This window comes from Leucobacter sp. UCD-THU, from assembly GCF_000349545.1.
In the GTDB taxonomy this organism is placed as follows: domain Bacteria; phylum Actinomycetota; class Actinomycetes; order Actinomycetales; family Microbacteriaceae; genus Leucobacter; species Leucobacter muris.
This window is the reverse complement of the sequence record NZ_KB714602.1, coordinates 653,537-668,616: the sequence shown is the minus strand read 5'-3', so window position 1 is coordinate 668,616 and position 15,080 is coordinate 653,537. Positions and strand designations below refer to the sequence as shown.

Below are 15,080 nucleotides of genomic sequence, written 5' to 3'. Positions count from 1 at the left end.
GCCTGCGCCGGCCGGCGGCGCGGCTACCAGCCCGGGGTGGCGAGCATGCCGCCGTCGACGGCGAGATCCTGGCCCGTGATGAAGGCCGCGGCGGGCGAGGCGAGCAGTACGCACGCGTTGCCGATGTCCCGCGACGTGGCCAGGCGACCGAGCGGGGCGTGCGAGATCCAGCTCTCGACGCCCTCCGGCCAGGCCTCGGCGAGGCCCGGACGATCCACCAGTCCGGGAGACACCGTGTTGACCCGGATCCCCGCGGGTCCGAGCTCGAGCGCCGCCGCGCGGGCGTGCATGACGAGACCCGCCTTCGCCACCGCGTAGTGCGCGTGCGCCGGGGCGGGGCGGCTCGCCTCGACCGAGGCGATGTGCGTGATCCAGCGGCTCGGACGGGTGCCGGCAGCCCCCATCGCGGCCGCCGCGGCCTGGGAGAGCTCGAACACCGCGCCCAGGTTGGTGGCGAGCACCTCGTCCCACTCCTCGCGCGAGGTCTCGGCGAGCGGGGTCAGAGGCTGAATGCCCGCGTTGTTGACGAGGCCGTCGAGGCCGCCGAGCGCCCGCACGGTCTCCTCGACGAGGCGACCCGCCGATCCGGGCTCACCGAGATCCGCACGCACCGCTACCGCGTGGGAGCCGTGCGCCCGCAGTTGCTCGACCAGCTCGAAGGCGGCGTCGACCGAGGCCGCCGAGGCGCCGCGGTAGTGCACCGCCACGTGCGCTCCGGCAGCGGCGAAGCGCCGGGCGATCCCGCCGCCGACCCCGCCGGAGGCGCCCGTCACCAGCACCCGCTGCCCGCCCAGGTCGGGCAGGCTCGTATCGCGCGTCACGCTCATCCCCCCATCCGTCGCTGCCGCGACGAGTAGTCGCGCAGGGCTCGCAGGAAATCGACCTCGCGCAGATCCGGGTAGAGCGCCTCGACGAAGTAGAACTCGGAGTGCGCCGACTGCCAGATCATGAAGTCGCTGAGCCGCTGCTCGCCCGAGGTGCGGATCATGAGGTCGGGGTCGGCCTGACCGCGCGTCCAGAGGTGCTCTCCGATGTTCTCGGGCGTGAGGTGCTCGGCGAGGGTGTCGATGGTGCCGCCCGCCGCCTGGTGCTCGGCGATGATGTCGCGCACTGCTGCCGTGATCTCGCTGCGGCCGCCGTAGCCGACCGCGAGGTTGACGTGCAGCCCCTCGTGATCGGCGGTGCGCTGCTCGGCGTCGCGCAGGGCGTCGGCCAGTTCGGGCGAGAGGCCGTCGCAGGAGCCGACGTGTTTGACCCGCCAGCGCGGGTTCTCGGCCAGCTGCGCGGCGAGTGCGGCGATGATGCCGAAGAGGTCCTCGAGCTCCTGCCGATCCCGAGCCCGCAGGTTGTCGGCAGAGAGCAGGTAGAGGGTCGCCGTGCCGACGCCGGCCTCCTCGCACCAGCTCAGGAACTCGAGCACCTTCTGCGCGCCCGCGCGGTGCCCGAAGGCGGCCCGCTCCTGGAGGCGCTGCTTGGCCCAGCGGCGATTGCCGTCGACGATCACGGCGATGTGCCGGGGCACGCGGCGCGGATCGATCTCCCGGCGCAGGCGCCGCTGGTAGAGCCGGTAGAGCAGTCCGGCGCGCGGCGTCGTGGGCGGGGCGTTCACCCTGAGAGTGTATCGCCTGCGCGGGTGGCGATCCCGGGGCCGGCGGCTGGGGATCCGCACATATATGCCCTGGTGGAACTGTATGGAACATACACTCGAAGCATGAGCACGCCCGGCTCCCCCGAAGCACCACGTCCGCTGCCCGAGTCCGCCGAGGAGCGACCGTTCCCGGAGCCGGACCGCTTCTCCCTCCCGCTGCTCGCCGACGCGCTCGACCACGCCCACGACCAGCCGGGCGGCGAGCCCGCCCCCGCAGCGGGCGGCGAGCCGAAGCCCCGCTGGCGCGGGTGGATCCACGCGGGGATGTTCCCCGTCGCGATCGCCGCCGGCATCGTGCTCATCTCGCTCGCGCACGGCCCCGTCGCCAAGTGGGCGTCGGTCGTCTACACGCTCTCGAGCATGCTGCTCTTCGGCGTCTCGGCGCTCTACCACCGCTTCGACTGGAAACCCAGCACCAAGCAGGTGTTCCGCCGCCTCGACCACGCCAACATCTTCCTGCTGATCGCGGGCACCTACACTCCGATCGCGCTGCTCGCGCTGCCCCTCGACAAGGGCGTGCTGCTGCTGGTGCTCGTGTGGGCGGGCGCGCTGCTCGGCATCGGGTTCAGGGTGTTCTGGATCGGGGCGCCGCGCTGGCTCTACGTTCCCCTATACGTGCTGCTCGGGTGGGCGGCCGTCATGTTCCTCGTCGACATCTACCACGCGAGCCCGGCCGCGATGGTGCTCGTGATCGTGGGCGGTCTGCTCTACACGCTCGGCTCGGTGGTCTACGGCCTCAAGCGACCGAATCCCGTGCCCGGCGTGTTCGGCTTCCACGAGATCTTCCACGCGCTGACGGTGCTCGCGTTCCTGTGCCACTGGACGGCCGCGCTGCTCGTCGCGCTCGATCCGGTCTACCTGCGGTAAGACGGGGTCAGTCGCGCGGATCGGCCCGCGGCGGGTCCCGCACCCGCGCCGGCCACAGAGCCGTCCGACCGGATCAGCCCGCGGCGAGCACCTCGAGCACTGCGGCCCCGTAGCGCTCGAGCTTGACCTGGCCGATGCCCGAGATCGCGAGCATCTCGTCGTCGCTCGTCGGTCGGTGCACCGCGAGTGCGGCGAGCGTGGCGTCGCCGAAGACGACGTAGCCCGGCACGCCCTGCTTGCGCGCCTCGCCCGCGCGCCACTCCCGTAGGCGCTCGAAGACCTCGGCCTGTTCGGGGCTGAGGTCGGCGGCAGCGGCCGATCGCTTCGCTCCCGCCGCCGATCCGGCCGCCCGCGAGCCGCGGGCGCTCCGACCCGAGCCGGCTTTCGCGACGACCTCCTCGCGCATCATGACCTGCTCGTCGCCGCGCAGCACGGGCTTCGCCGCGTCCGTGGGCGCCAGCACGCCCCACTCGCCGCGCGCCTCGAGCAGCCCGACGGCGAGCAGGTGGCGCACGAGCCCCCGCCACTGCGCGACCGACCACTCCTTGCCGATGCCCCACGTCGAGAGCTCGTCGAGCCGCATCTGGGTGACGCGCTCGGAGCCGACCCCGCGCAGCACGTCGATGTGCTGGCCCGCGGCGTAGGTGCGGTTCCGCTCCCGCTGGGTGCGGATGACGGTGGAGAGCAGCATCTGGGCCGGCGTCGTCGCGTCCCACAGCTTCGGCGGGTCGAGGCAGACGTCGCAGTTGCCGCACGCCTCGGGGGCGTCCTGACCGAAGTAGCGGATCAGGAACCGGCGACGGCACTCCACGCCCTCGCACAGCGAGAGCATCTGGTTGAGGTGCCGCGTCTGATTGGCGCGCGTCGCGGCGTCGCCGTCGCCCGACTCGATCATCTGGCGCTGCTGCACGACGTCCTGCAGCCCGTAGGCGAGCCACGCCTGCGAGGGCAGCCCGTCGCGGCCGGCGCGCCCCGTCTCCTGGTAGTACCCCTCGATCGACTTGGGCAGGTCGATGTGCGCCACGAAGCGCACGTCGGGCTTGTCGATGCCCATGCCGAAGGCGATGGTGGCGACCACGACCACGCCGTCCTCGCGCAGGAAGCGGGTCTGGGCGTCGAGCCGCTCGTGCGCGGGCAACCCCGCGTGGTAGGCGACGGCGTCGATACCGGCGTCGCGCAGCGAGGCGGCCGTCTGCTCGACCCGCTTGCGGCTCAGCGCGTAGACGATGCCGGCGTCGCCGGAGTGCTCGCCCTGGATGAAGGCGATGAGCTGAGATCGCGCGTTCTGCTTCGACACGATGCGGTAGCGGATGTTCGGGCGGTCGAAGCTCGACACGAAGTGCCGGGCCTTCTCGAGGTGCAGGCGCTCCGTGATCTCGCGGTGGGTCTCGGGGGTGGCCGTCGCGGTGAGCGCGATGCGGGGCACGTCGGGCCAGCGCTCGGCGAGGGCGCCGAGGCGCAGGTAGTCGGGTCGGAAGTCGTGACCCCACTGCGAGACGCAGTGGGCCTCGTCGATCGCGAAGAGGGCGATGCGCCCCTGTTCGAGCAGCTGCACCGTGCCGGGCGCCGAGAGCCGCTCGGGGGCGAGGTAGAGCACGTCGAGTTCGCCCGCGCGGTAGGCGCGTTCGACCTCGCGGCGATCCTCGATCGACATCGCCGAGTTCAGGGCGGCGGCGCGCACGCCCGCGAGCTGCAGCGCCGCGACCTGGTCGTGCATGAGCGCCACGAGCGGAGACAGCACGACCCCGGTGCCCTCGCGCACGAGCGCAGGGATCTGGTAGCAGATCGACTTGCCGCCGCCGGTCGGCATGAGCACGACGGCGTCGCCCCCGTCGACGACCTGGCGCACGATCGCCTCCTGGTCGCCCCGGAACGACTCATATCCGAAGACCTCGGCGAGCACCGCGAGCGGGTCCTGGCCGACGTGCGGGCCGCCGGCGGCGGCACCGGCAGCAGCGGCACCGGCAGCGGCAGCAGCGGCACCGGGTGCCGCAAGCGGTGCGGCGGCGGTCGCCGCGGCAGAGCGCGACGACTCGGGATCGAGGGGCGCCGATCCCGCCCGCTCCCCCGCGGGCCGGCCCCCGATCGACGCCCCGCGGCCCGCCCAGCCGTCGGGTGCGGGAGCGCCCCAGGCCTCCCCCGGCCAGCGCTCGTCGGTGTCGAAAGCCCCGTCGGCGTCGAAGCCCCCACCGAACTCGCCGGGGTCGCCGAACGCCTCAGACCCGGCTCCGGTGCCGAGCGCGGGCTTCCCGTCGCGACCGCTCACGGCGCGTCAGTTCCGCTGGTCGGCTTCGGGATCGGAACCCTGATCCGGCGATCCGCCGTTCTCGTCCGAGAGCTCCCGCTCGATGTCCTCGCGCACCTGGTGCCGGTACGCGTTGCGGCGCAGGCGGTTCACCAGCAGGAAGCCGAGCACGATGATGCCCGCCGCCATGAGGCCCGTGAACACGAAGCCCTCGAAGCCCGGCGTCACCTTGTTGGGGTCGAACTCCGTGCTCTCCTCGGCGACTCGCGCCACCACACTCCACACGCTCACGCGTCCTCCTCGATTCCTTGAAACAGATCGGCCTCGAACTCGCTCGTCGCCACGCGCGACGCCGCGAGCCGGTAGTCCTCGAACGGCCAGGCCTGCCGTTGCAGCTCGTTCGGCCAGAAGAAGAACGCGCTGTCGGGCGGCACCTGGCTCGCGTGCGCGCGCAGCGCCTCGTCGCGACGCTCGAAGAAGCGCCCCACCTCGATCTTCGCCGTGCCGCGGTAGGCACGGCGCGACATCCACTCCTTGAGCTCCGAGAACTGCTCGATCAGCGGCGACTGCGGCTCGTGGTCGAGCAGCCACTGGTAGACGGTCATGACGCGCTCGGCGTTGAAGATCTCTTCGTAGTAGAGCTTCTTGATGCTCCACGGCGCCCCCGCGTCGGGGTAGGCGCCCGCGTCGCCTGAGCGCTCCCAGGCGATGCGGCTCACCTCGTGGCAGCGGATGTGATCCGGGTGCGGGTACCCGCCCTGCTCGTTGTAGGTGATCATCACGTGGGGGCGGAACTCGCGCACGACGCGCACGAGGGCCTCGGCCGAGACCTCGGCCGGGATGTCGGCGAAGGATCCGGCGGGCACCGGATCGCCCTCGCCCGGCAGCCCCGAGTCCTGGTAGCCCAGCCACCGATGCTCGAAGCCCACGATGCGCTGCGCGTTCTGCATCTCGTCGCGGCGCAGGCCCGCGAGATCACGTCGGCTCTTCGGGTCGCGCGCGACCAGCTCGTTGAGCACATCGCCGCGCTCGCCGCCGGTGCAGCTGACGATCAGCACCTCGACGCCCTGATCGAGGTAGTGCGCGTACGTCGCCGCCCCCTTGCTCGACTCGTCGTCGGGGTGGGCGTGCACTGCGATCAACCTGAGGGTCATGCGAGTCCTCTCACGTGCTTCCCGGGCGGATCCCGGTACGCTGGCAACGATCACACAGTTTACCCAGTGCGCATCGGAGGTTCCCGTGTTGGATGCGGCAGCGGCGCAGGCGCAGCCCCCCGGAGCCGATCCCTCGCCCTCCGCTGCGGCTCCCGGCGCCACCCAGTCGCTCGACGATCGCTACGGAACCGGCCGCCGTCGCAGCATCGACCGGCGCTTCGGCTGGATCGCCGCGGGCGCGCTGGTGCTCGCGGGGGTGGGCTACCTGCTCTTCAGCGGCTGGCAGACCACGAACCGCGTCTCCTGGCAGGACATCGGTTTCACCCGCGTCAGCGACTTCGCCCTCGACGTGAAGTTCGAGGTGAGCGCACCGCCGCGCACCCCGGTCGCGTGCGCGGTCGAGGCGCTCAACACGACGAAGGCCACCGTCGGCTGGAAGGTGGTCGAGCTGCCGCTCACCGACGAGCACACCCACGCCGTCACCACTCGTCTCATCACCACCAACCCGGCCACCGCGGCGACCGCCCGCGAGTGCTGGGTGGTCGAGTAGCGCGGCCTCACCTCCGGGCGCGGCGACGGAGCCGGCTCCCCTCGAGCGGGCGTCCGGGGCCGCGGCGAGGGGCCGACCCGTGACGGACGGGCCGCATCGGATCGCGCCCTCCCGGCTCGCGGTCGCGGTGATACCCTGGAGGCTGCGCCCTGACTCGGTCGGGGCGTTGTGTGTATCCCTGAGCATCAGCGCACACGGCGCCACCGGTGCGCTGCGACGTCAGGAACAACCAAGGAAACGAGGATCGACATGGCCGAGCCCACCCAGACCTGGCTGACCCAGGACGCCTACGATCGACTCAAGGCCGAGCTGGATGAGCTCTCGGGGCCGGGTCGCAAGGACATCGCGGCGCGCATCGAAGCCGCACGCGAAGAGGGAGACCTCAAGGAGAACGGCGGCTACCACGCCGCGAAAGACGAGCAGGGCAAGATGGAGGCCCGCATCCGCGACCTCGAGGAACTGCTGAAGCACGCCGTCGTGGGCGAGGCCCCCCAGGCGAGCGGCGTCGTCGAGGTCGGCACCGTGGTCACGGCCGAGATCTTCGGCGACGAGGAGCGCTTCCTGCTCGGCAGCCGCGAGCTCGCCGACGGCTCCGACCTCGACGTCTACAGCGCCGAAAGCCCCCTCGGGCTCGCGATCATCGGCATGGGCATCGGCGACGAGACCAGCTACGTCGCCCCGAACGGCAACCAGATCCCGGTGAAGATCCTCGCGGTCGACACCTACACCGGCTGAGCCGCTCGCTCACGAGCCGAGCCGCTCGCCGACGCAGGGCTCGGGATCGCGGTGCGCGATCCCGAGCCCTGCTGCGTGCCCGCCGCAGCGCCGCGCTCCCTCCCGCGAAGGGGCCGCCGCAGCCTCAGGCGAGGTTCTCGTTCCAGACGTCGAACCCGAGTTTGACGATGAGCACTCCCACCACCACGAGGAACAGCGTGCGCACGAAACGGGTGCCCCTCGCGATCGCCATGCGCGACCCGATGAGGCTGCCGACGACGTTCGCGAGCCCCATCGCTAGCCCGAGGGGCCACAGCACCGCGCCCAGCGGGATGAAGAAGAGCAGCGCCCCCGCGTTCGTCGCGAAGTTCACGATCTTCGCCTTGGCGCTCGCCTGCAGGAAGTCGTAACCGAGCAGGCCCACGAGCGAGATCACCAGGAAGGTGCCGGTGCCCGGCCCGAGCACGCCGTCGTAGAAGCCGATGCCCGCGCCCGCGACGGTCGCGATCACCACGTGACGCGACCCGCGGTGCTTGAGGCGGGTGACCGCGCCGAGCGCCGGTTTGAAGAGCGTGATGAGCGCCACCGCGATCAGCGCGACCACGATGATCGGCTTGAACACCTGCGCGGGCAGGAACGCCGCCACCGACGCCCCGCCGAATGCTCCGAGCAGCGCGATCGCCGCCATCGGCAGCGCCGTGCGCAGGCTCGGGCGCACCAGCCGGTAGTAGGTGGCGCTGCTCGTCGCGGTGCCGAAGATCGAGGCGAGCTTGTTCGTGGCGAGCGCCTGCACGGGCGTGATGCCGGGCACGAGCAGCAGCGCCGGCAGCTGCAGCAGGCCGCCGCCGCCCACGACCGCGTCGATCCAGCCCGCGGCGAACGCGGCGACGATGAGCAGTGCGAGCACACCCCAGTCGGCGTCCCCCGGAAGGAACGTCATCGTCGCCGCGCTCGCACTCACCTCCGGTAGCCTCTCACCGAACGGGCGCTGAAGCCAGAGGGGCGGCGAGCCGCGCGTCTCCGCGCCGCTCGCCGCCCCTCCGGGTCGGGCCGCCTACTCGTACATGCCGATGTTGATCGGGCCCGTGAGGTCGGGAGCCGCGGCCCGGAAGCCGCGCGTCTTCACGACGAGGTAGACGAGGCCGATCGTGATCCAGACGCCGCCGATGATCATCGACACGGTGTCGAGACTGAACCACAGCCACACGTTGATCGCCACGCCGATCGCGGGCACCGCGACGAAGCCGAGCCACGCCCCGGCTCCGCGCCGCTTGAGGAAGCGGAAGAACACGAAGATCACCGAGAGGTTCACGAAGGTGAAGGCGATGAACGCGCCGAAGTTGATCATCGAGGCCGCCTGGTCGAGGTCGACGAAGAGCGCGGTGAGGGCGATCGCCGCGACCAGCAGCACGTTGCCGATGGGCACCCCGCTGGGGCTCACCCGGCCGAACAGGCGCTTCGGCAGCGCGCCGTCGCGCCCCATCGCGTAGAGCAGGCGGGCGGCGCTCATCTGCTGCGTGATGCCGCAGCCCAGCACCGCCATCATGTAGCCGCCCACGAAGATCGCCTGGAACGCGGCGCCGCCGACGTACTTCGCGATCTCGGGCGACGCCCCCACGATGTCGGCGAGCTGCGAGACGTCGGGGAAGAGCACCTGCATCACGTAGGTCACGGTGATGAAGAAGGCGCCCGCCACCGCGACGATGATGAAGATGGCGCGCGGGATGTCGCGCGTGGGCTGCTCCGCTTCCTCGGCGAGCGTCGAGACCGCGTCGAAGCCGAGGAACGAGAGGGCGAGGATCGCGGCGCCGGCGGCGATCGCGGCAGCCTGGATGTCGCTCGAGAAGAAGGGCTGGATCGTGAACTCGGCGCCGTTCGCCCCGTTCACGATGTTCACGATCGTCAGCACGACGAAGACCACGGCGACGACGAGCTGGATCGAGACGAGCAGCACGTTCATGCTCGCGGCGAGCTTCACACCCACCAGGTTGAGAGCCGTGCAGATGCCGACCGTCAGCAGCACCCACACCCAGAACGGCACCTCGGGGAACACGGCCCCCATGTAGATGCCCGAGAGAATCGCGTTGATCATCGGCAGCAGCAGGTAGTCGAGCGTCGCGGCCCAGCCCACGAGGAAGCCGAGGTGCGCGTTGATGGCCTCCTTCGCGTAGGTGTAGGCGGACCCCGCGATCGGGAAGAACCGCACCATGCGGGAGTAGCTGAAGGCGGTGAACAGCACCGCGACCATCACCACGAGGTACGCGAGCGGCACGTGGCCGTCGGTCTCGTCGGCCACGATGCCGAACATGTCGAACACCGCCATGGGCGCCATGTAGGCGAGGCCGATGAACACGAGGTGGCGCAGCTTGAGGGTGCGCTTGAGCTGCCCGGGCTGATGGGTGATCGTGTGGGCCAGCTGGTCGTCGCCCGTGGCGACGGCTGAGCGGGAGGGGAGCGTTGACATGGGTTCCTTCACTTCTTCGTGGTATCGGGGCTTCGCCGGGCTCGTGCCGCTCCCGAGCCTCTCGGAGGAGCGGGAGCGAGTGCGCTCGCCGCCCCGCCAGGTTCAGAGGGCGAGCCGGGCAGGGAATCGGAGCGGATCAGTGGGAGTGGCAGTGGTGGCTGTCGTCGGGCTCGCTGCAGCTCTGGCCGGCGCCGGCCGGATCCTGCACCGCCGCCGCGGCCGCCGTGCCGCCGAGCTCGCCGCGCACGTCGTGGATCGCCGACCCGCCGACCACCGTCAGGTCGGCACGCTGCTCGAGGATCTCGGCGGGATCCATGTCGTAGAGGTCGCCCGACCACACGACGATGTCGGCGAGGTAGCCCTCGCGCAGCATTCCGAGCGCGTTCTCGTGGTGGAACGCCTCGGCCCCGCCTCGCGTGTACGCCTCGAGCGTGGCGTCGAGGCCGACGCGCTCGCCCTGCGTCCACGCCTGGGAACCGTCGAGGCCGGCGCGGGTCATGGCGCTGTAGACGCCCACGAGCGGATCCATTTCGCCGACCTGCCAGTCGCTCGAGAAGGTGACGCGCGCGCCCGAGTCGATCATCGAGCGGAACCGCCACGCGCGGTCCCAGCGGGCCTCGCCGACGTTCTCCATCCAGGTGCCGGCGACGAGATCGGGCGAGGCGTGGCGGGGCTGCATCGCGGCGACGACGCCGAGGTCGCGGAAGCGCGGCAGGTCGTCGGGATCGAGGCACTCGACGTGCACGATGCCGTGGCGGGTGTCGGTGCGGCCGTTCGCGCGCTGCGCGGCCTCGATCGAGTCGAGGGTGAGGCGGATGCCCCAGTCGCCGGTCGCGTGCGTGTGCACCTGGTAGCCGAGGCGGTCGAGCTCGGTGAAGAGCCTCGTGAACTCGGTGGGTTCGAGGCTCGTGTGACCGCGGTGGCCCGGGCGGTTGGCGTAGTCCTGCAGCATCGCGGCGGTGTGGGGCTCGATCACGTCGTCGGCGTACAGTTTGACGGGACCGAGCTTGAAGCGCTCGTGCTGGGGTGTGTCGCGGATCGCCTCGGTGATGCGGGCGCGGAAGTCGCCGTCGGCCCCGACCGGATGGTAGATCGCGGCGATGGTGCGGCTCGTGAGGCGCCCCTCGCGCTCGGCACGGGCGAAGAGGTCGAGCTCGGCGAGGGGCACCTGCGGCTCGACCACGGTCGTGATGCCGAAGCGCGCGGCCATGTCGAGGCTGTTCGCGATCTTCGCGTAGCGGCGATCGGGCGAGTACATGGGGATGTCGCGCTGCAGCTCGGCGAGGCCGTCGATCGTCATGGCGCTCGTGTAGAAGTCGGTGACCCAGCCGGTGGGCTCGCCCGTGGCGGCGTCGATCTCGGGGTTGCCCCAGGCGATGTCGCCGCCGTTCAGGATGCCGAGCTTGGCGAGTGCGGGGCGGTTGAGCCAGACCGAGTGCTGGTCGTAGGTGGTGATGAAGACCGGCTTGTCGGTGACGCCCACGAGGTCGTCGGCGTTCGGCCGGCGGCCCTCGACGACGGAGTAGAGGGCGTTCTCGGCGCAGATCCACTCGAGTTCGGGGTGGGTCTCTGCGAACTCGCCGATGCGGGCGCGCACGACATCGAGGCTCGTGACCTGGTCGAGGCTCACGGCGAGGTCGTCGAAGCCGAGCAGCAGGTGGTTGTGGGTGTCGGCGACGCCCGGGGTGAGCAGACGGCCCTCGAGCTGCACGGTGCGGCGCGCGGAGGGGGCGTCGACGTCCGATCCCACGTAGGCGATGCGGTCGCCGGTGACGCCGAGGGCCTCCGCCCAGGGCTGGTCGGGATCGAAGGTGCGGATCCTGCCACCGGTGTAGAGGGTGTCGACGGCCATGTCATCTCCTGCGTGTGCGGCTCGGCCGCGCTGACGGCGCGCGGTGCCGAGGATCAAGTTCTTTCACTCCAGAGTAAATTAATTTACTCGAATGTCAAGAAACACGTGCTGGCCGCACACCCGCTCGGCGCCGGCACCCTTCCGCGAGCCGACCGCGCAGAGCCTCCCCGGGGGCCGATGCCGCGAGTGATGCGCGCTGTCGCCACGAACGACCCGCCCGTCGCGCCTGGCATACTGGCAGGCATGGCACGCCCGAGCACCCAGAAGCAGCGCCGCCGCGAGGTGGTCGACGCCGCCCTCACCGCCGCCGCAGAACACGGACTGCGCAACCTCTCGCTCACCGACGTCGCCAACCAGGCCGGCGTCACCCGCGGAGCGCTGCTCTACTACTACGACGACCTCGAGGCGATCCTCGTCGAGGCGCACGCCGCCGGCATGGAGCGCGTCGGATCCGAACGCGCCGCGCTCGTCGCGCGTCAGCAGGGCGCCGCGGCGAAACTCGCGACCGCCATCGAAGCCGGCCTGCCCGAGGGGCCCGACGACGCCCTCATGCGCCTGCTCTACGAGTTCGACGTGCTCGCCGGTAAGTCGCCGCTGCACGACGAACTCGTGCAGCGGCTCTACCGCGAACAGCTCGAGCTCTACCGCCGCATCCTCTCCGAGGGAGTCGAGTCGGGGGCGTTCTCGCTCACCGGCCCCCTCGACGACGTCGCCATGAACTTCGTCGCACTCGAAGACGCCTACGGGCTGCACATCGTCGCCGGCGGCAGCATCACGCTCGACGACGCCAAGCGCGCGATCCACCTCTTCGCCGCACAGGCCGGAGCCGCCCTCCCCGAGTGACGCGCGCCGGAGCTTCGCCGAATCCCGACCCGACGCTTCGCTCCGGGCGAGTACCGCTCCACCCCTCGCTGCGCTCCGTGGGCCGGCCGCACAGCGGCCGCGAGCGGCACCCAACAACGCTGGCGCGTTTTTCCCTAGTACCGCTCCACCCCTCGCTGCGCTCCGTGGGCCGGCCGCACAGCGGCCGCGAGCGGTACCCAACAACGCTGGCGCGTTTTTCCTTAGTACCGCTCGCCCACCCGCACGGTGTAGCCCGCGTCGCGCAGCGCCTGCGCGACCGCGTCGCCGTGCTCCGGACCGCGGGTCTCGATGTGCAGTTCGAGCTCGACCTCGCTGATCGGAAGCTCGGTCGCGTGCCGGGTGTGGATCACCTCGACCACGTTGGCGTTCTGCGAGGCCACGATCGACGCCGTGCGCACCAACTGGCCCGGAACGTCGGGCAGCAGGATCCGCAGCTTGAGGTAGCGAGCTGACGCCGCGAGCCCGTGGCCGATCACGCGCTGCAGCAGCAGCGGATCGATGTTGCCGCCCGACAGGATCGTCGCGGTGACGCCCGACGCGTGCACCTTGCCCGCGAGGATCGCCGCGACGCCCGCAGCACCCGCTGGCTCGACCACGAGCTTCGCCCGCTCGAGCAGCATGACGATGGCGCGGGCGATGTCGTCGTCGCTGACGGTCACAACCTCGTCGACGTACTCGCGCACCATCTCGAAGTTCAGCTCGCCCGGACGGGCGACAGCGATGCCGTCGGCGATCGTCGGTCTGGTCTGGATGGTCACCGGGTGGCCGGCCTCGAGCGACGGCATGTAGGGGGCCGCGTTCTCGGACTGCACGCCGATGACCTTCATCGGGCGCCCCGCACGCTCGGCCCACTGCTTGGCCGCCGACGCCACACCCGAGATGAGCCCGCCGCCGCCGATGGGCACGATGAGGGTCTCGATCTCGGGCTGCAGCTGCAGCATCTCGAGCGCGACGGTCCCCTGACCCTCGATCACGGCGGGGTGATCGAAGGGCGGGATGAAGATCGCGCCGCTCTGCTCCACGAACTCCTGCGCGGCGCGGTTGGTCTCGTCGAAGGTGGCGCCCTCGAGCACCACCTCGGCCCCGTAGTGCCGAGTCGCCTGCAGCTTCGGCAGGGCGACGCCGAGCGGCATGAAGATGGTGGCCCTGATCCCGAGCTCCCGCGCGGCGAATGCGACGCCCTGGGCGTGGTTGCCTGCCGAAGCCGCGACCACGCCGCGGGCGCGCTCCTCGGCGGTGAGCTGCGTCAGACGGTTGTAGGCGCCGCGCAGCTTGTACGCGCCCGTGCGCTGCAGGTTCTCGCACTTGAGGTAGACGTACGGCACGTCGAGCACCTCGGCGAGGTAGCGCGACGACTCGAACGGGGTGCGCTGGGTCACCCGGTGTACCGTCTCGAGCGCGCGCTCGAAGTCTTCGAGGGTGGGGGCGGCGGGAGCGGCCTCGCTCATGAATGTCCTTCCTTGCGCAGCAGGCGCGCGACGTTGCGGGCGCGATGACGGGCCCGCAGAGAGGTCTTCTCGCGACGGTGGTAGTCGGCGACAGGATCGGATCCCGGTTGCCACTGCTTCTGCACCAGCGTGTTGACGATCGAATTGGCCGAGGCCGCGATGGGCACCGCGAACAGGGCCCCGGGTACGCCCGCGAGCAGCGCGCCGGTCGACACCGCGAGCACGACGCCCAGCGGATGCACCTTCACGGCGCTGCCCATGACGAGCGGCTGCAGCACGTGGCCCTCGATCTGGTTGACGAGGATCACCACGCCGAGCATGATGAGCGCGTTGACCGGCCCGTTGTAGACGAGCGCGATGAACGCGGCGAGGGCGCCGGTGGTGATGGCGCCGAGGAACGGGATGAACGACCCGAGGAACACGAGCACCGCGATCGGGATCGCCAGCGGCACTCCGAGCAGGGCGGCACCGGCGCCGATGCCGACGGCGTCGACGAAGGCTACGAAGATCTGCACGCGCACGTACTGCCCGACCGAGATCCAGCCGGCGCGCCCGGCGGCGTCGACGGGGGCGTGGGCCCTGGCCGGCAGGAAGCCGAGCACCCAGAACCAGATGCGGCGCCCGTCGATCAGCATGAAGATGAGCGAGAACAGGGTGAGCAGGGTGCCGGTGATGAGCTGGCCCGCGGTCGTCGCGACGCCGAGGGCGCCGTTCCAGATCTCGGACTGGTGCTCCTCGACCGTCTTCATGATCTGCCCGGTGAAGCCCTCGACCTCGACGGCCGAGAACCCGAGCGTCGCCTCGCCCCAGTGCAGCAGCTGCCACCACACCTCTTCGGAGCGCTTCGCGACGTCATCGAAGCCGCTGCGCAGCTGAGTCGCGATGAGCGTGACGAGGATCCACACCGCCGCGACGAACATCGCGAGCGCGAAGAGCACGCCCATCCAGCGGGGTGCGCCGCGCCTCTCGAACCACTGCACGACGGGCGCGAGCAGTGCGGTGAGCAGGATCGCGACGAGCAGCGGGATCACGATGATCCGCACCTGCACGATGAGCCAGAGCACCCCCGCGCAGGCGACGCCGATGAGGATCAGGCGCCACGACCAGGCCGCAGCGACCCGCACGCCGAGGGGCAGCTCGTGCGCGGCATCGTCGTGCACGGCGTCGCCGAGTTCGCTTCTGGGCTCTTCCACGGCACAATCCTACCGAGCAGCGGTTGCACAACCGCTTATATGCGCGTGGGCTGGGCTCGCCTGCCGGGGCGCTCGGCCCGC

Annotated in this window: 14 protein-coding genes; 4 read left to right on the top strand and 10 right to left on the bottom strand. The window is 71.1% G+C overall.

Annotated features, from left to right (window positions below):
- Positions 1–23: 23 nt before the first annotated feature.
- On the bottom strand, positions 24–827 hold the full coding sequence (locus H490_RS26200) for an SDR family NAD(P)-dependent oxidoreductase (RefSeq protein ID WP_017884452.1): 804 nt from the start codon (positions 825–827) through the stop codon (positions 24–26).
- Complete coding sequence (locus H490_RS26195; protein ID WP_017884451.1) at positions 824–1,609, bottom strand: isoprenyl transferase; 786 nt, start codon at positions 1,607–1,609, stop codon at positions 824–826. The genes H490_RS26200 and H490_RS26195 overlap by 4 nt, the downstream gene beginning before the upstream one ends.
- A 102-nt stretch (positions 1,610–1,711) precedes the next feature.
- On the opposite strand from H490_RS26195, the gene trhA reads away from it, so the two are divergent.
- A complete protein-coding gene (gene trhA, locus H490_RS26190) occupies positions 1,712–2,515 on the top strand; it encodes a PAQR family membrane homeostasis protein TrhA (RefSeq protein ID WP_017884450.1) in 804 nt (267 codons plus the stop codon).
- Between the two features lie 73 nt (positions 2,516–2,588).
- Here trhA and recQ read toward each other — a convergent pair whose 3' ends face one another.
- Genes recQ through mca form a run of 3 tightly spaced genes read right to left on the bottom strand, consistent with a single transcriptional unit; the run spans position 2,589 to position 5,914 of the window.
- Entirely contained in the window at positions 2,589–4,781 is a 2,193-nt protein-coding gene (recQ, locus tag H490_RS26185) for a DNA helicase RecQ (RefSeq protein WP_017884449.1), read from the bottom strand.
- Between the two features lie 6 nt (positions 4,782–4,787).
- Entirely contained in the window at positions 4,788–5,051 is a 264-nt protein-coding gene (locus tag H490_RS26180; RefSeq protein ID WP_152424267.1) for a hypothetical protein, read from the bottom strand.
- Positions 5,048–5,914, bottom strand: coding sequence for a mycothiol conjugate amidase Mca (mca, locus tag H490_RS26175; RefSeq protein WP_031290113.1), 867 nt, complete (start codon positions 5,912–5,914; stop codon positions 5,048–5,050). Before mca ends, H490_RS26180 begins: the two co-directional genes overlap by 4 nt.
- 85 nt (positions 5,915–5,999) lie before the next feature.
- Between mca and H490_RS26170 the strand changes: the two genes are divergently transcribed.
- Entirely contained in the window at positions 6,000–6,464 is a 465-nt protein-coding gene (locus H490_RS26170; RefSeq protein ID WP_238560338.1) for a DUF4307 domain-containing protein, read from the top strand.
- Positions 6,465–6,713: 249 nt separating this feature from the next.
- Positions 6,714–7,199, top strand: a complete 486-nt coding sequence (gene greA / locus H490_RS26165) for a transcription elongation factor GreA (protein ID WP_017884445.1) — start codon at positions 6,714–6,716, stop codon at positions 7,197–7,199.
- A 124-nt stretch (positions 7,200–7,323) separates the two neighbouring features.
- On the opposite strand, the gene H490_RS26160 is transcribed toward greA, so the two are convergent.
- From H490_RS26160 to H490_RS26150, 3 genes are all read right to left on the bottom strand, one after another.
- A complete protein-coding gene (locus tag H490_RS26160) occupies positions 7,324–8,118 on the bottom strand; it encodes a TSUP family transporter (protein ID WP_017884444.1) in 795 nt (264 codons plus the stop codon).
- Between the two features lie 114 nt (positions 8,119–8,232).
- Positions 8,233–9,642: an APC family permease gene (locus tag H490_RS26155; protein ID WP_017884443.1), complete on the bottom strand. Its 1,410-nt coding sequence runs from the start codon at positions 9,640–9,642 to the stop codon at positions 8,233–8,235.
- Between the two features lie 136 nt (positions 9,643–9,778).
- Complete coding sequence (locus H490_RS26150; RefSeq protein ID WP_017884442.1) at positions 9,779–11,494, bottom strand: amidohydrolase; 1,716 nt, start codon at positions 11,492–11,494, stop codon at positions 9,779–9,781.
- Between the two features lie 243 nt (positions 11,495–11,737).
- Between H490_RS26150 and H490_RS26145 the strand changes: the two genes are divergently transcribed.
- Positions 11,738–12,337, top strand: coding sequence for a TetR/AcrR family transcriptional regulator (locus H490_RS26145; protein WP_017884441.1), 600 nt, complete (start codon positions 11,738–11,740; stop codon positions 12,335–12,337).
- A 221-nt stretch (positions 12,338–12,558) separates the two neighbouring features.
- Here H490_RS26145 and ilvA read toward each other — a convergent pair whose 3' ends face one another.
- Both ilvA and H490_RS26135 read right to left on the bottom strand, forming a co-directional pair.
- On the bottom strand, positions 12,559–13,806 hold the full coding sequence (gene ilvA, locus H490_RS26140) for a threonine ammonia-lyase (RefSeq protein ID WP_017884440.1): 1,248 nt from the start codon (positions 13,804–13,806) through the stop codon (positions 12,559–12,561).
- On the bottom strand, positions 13,803–14,999 hold the full coding sequence (locus H490_RS26135; protein WP_017884439.1) for an AI-2E family transporter: 1,197 nt from the start codon (positions 14,997–14,999) through the stop codon (positions 13,803–13,805). The genes ilvA and H490_RS26135 overlap by 4 nt, the downstream gene beginning before the upstream one ends.
- Positions 15,000–15,080 lie beyond the last annotated feature (81 nt).

What these genes read in the sequence shown, in the direction of transcription:
- H490_RS26160 (WP_017884444.1), bottom strand. Translation starts at nt 8,118, where the DNA reads ATGACGTTCCTTCCGGGGGACGCCGACTGGGGTGTGCTCGCACTGCTC.
- mca (WP_031290113.1), bottom strand. Translation starts at nt 5,914, where the DNA reads ATGACCCTCAGGTTGATCGCAGTGCACGCCCACCCCGACGACGAGTCG.
- H490_RS26200 (WP_017884452.1), bottom strand. Translation starts at nt 827, where the DNA reads ATGAGCGTGACGCGCGATACGAGCCTGCCCGACCTGGGCGGGCAGCGG.
- H490_RS26155 (WP_017884443.1), bottom strand. Translation starts at nt 9,642, where the DNA reads ATGTCAACGCTCCCCTCCCGCTCAGCCGTCGCCACGGGCGACGACCAG.
- H490_RS26145 (WP_017884441.1), top strand. Translation starts at nt 11,738, where the DNA reads ATGGCACGCCCGAGCACCCAGAAGCAGCGCCGCCGCGAGGTGGTCGAC.
- greA (WP_017884445.1), top strand. Translation starts at nt 6,714, where the DNA reads ATGGCCGAGCCCACCCAGACCTGGCTGACCCAGGACGCCTACGATCGA.
- trhA (WP_017884450.1), top strand. Translation starts at nt 1,712, where the DNA reads ATGAGCACGCCCGGCTCCCCCGAAGCACCACGTCCGCTGCCCGAGTCC.
- ilvA (WP_017884440.1), bottom strand. Translation starts at nt 13,806, where the DNA reads ATGAGCGAGGCCGCTCCCGCCGCCCCCACCCTCGAAGACTTCGAGCGC.
- H490_RS26150 (WP_017884442.1), bottom strand. Translation starts at nt 11,494, where the DNA reads ATGGCCGTCGACACCCTCTACACCGGTGGCAGGATCCGCACCTTCGAT.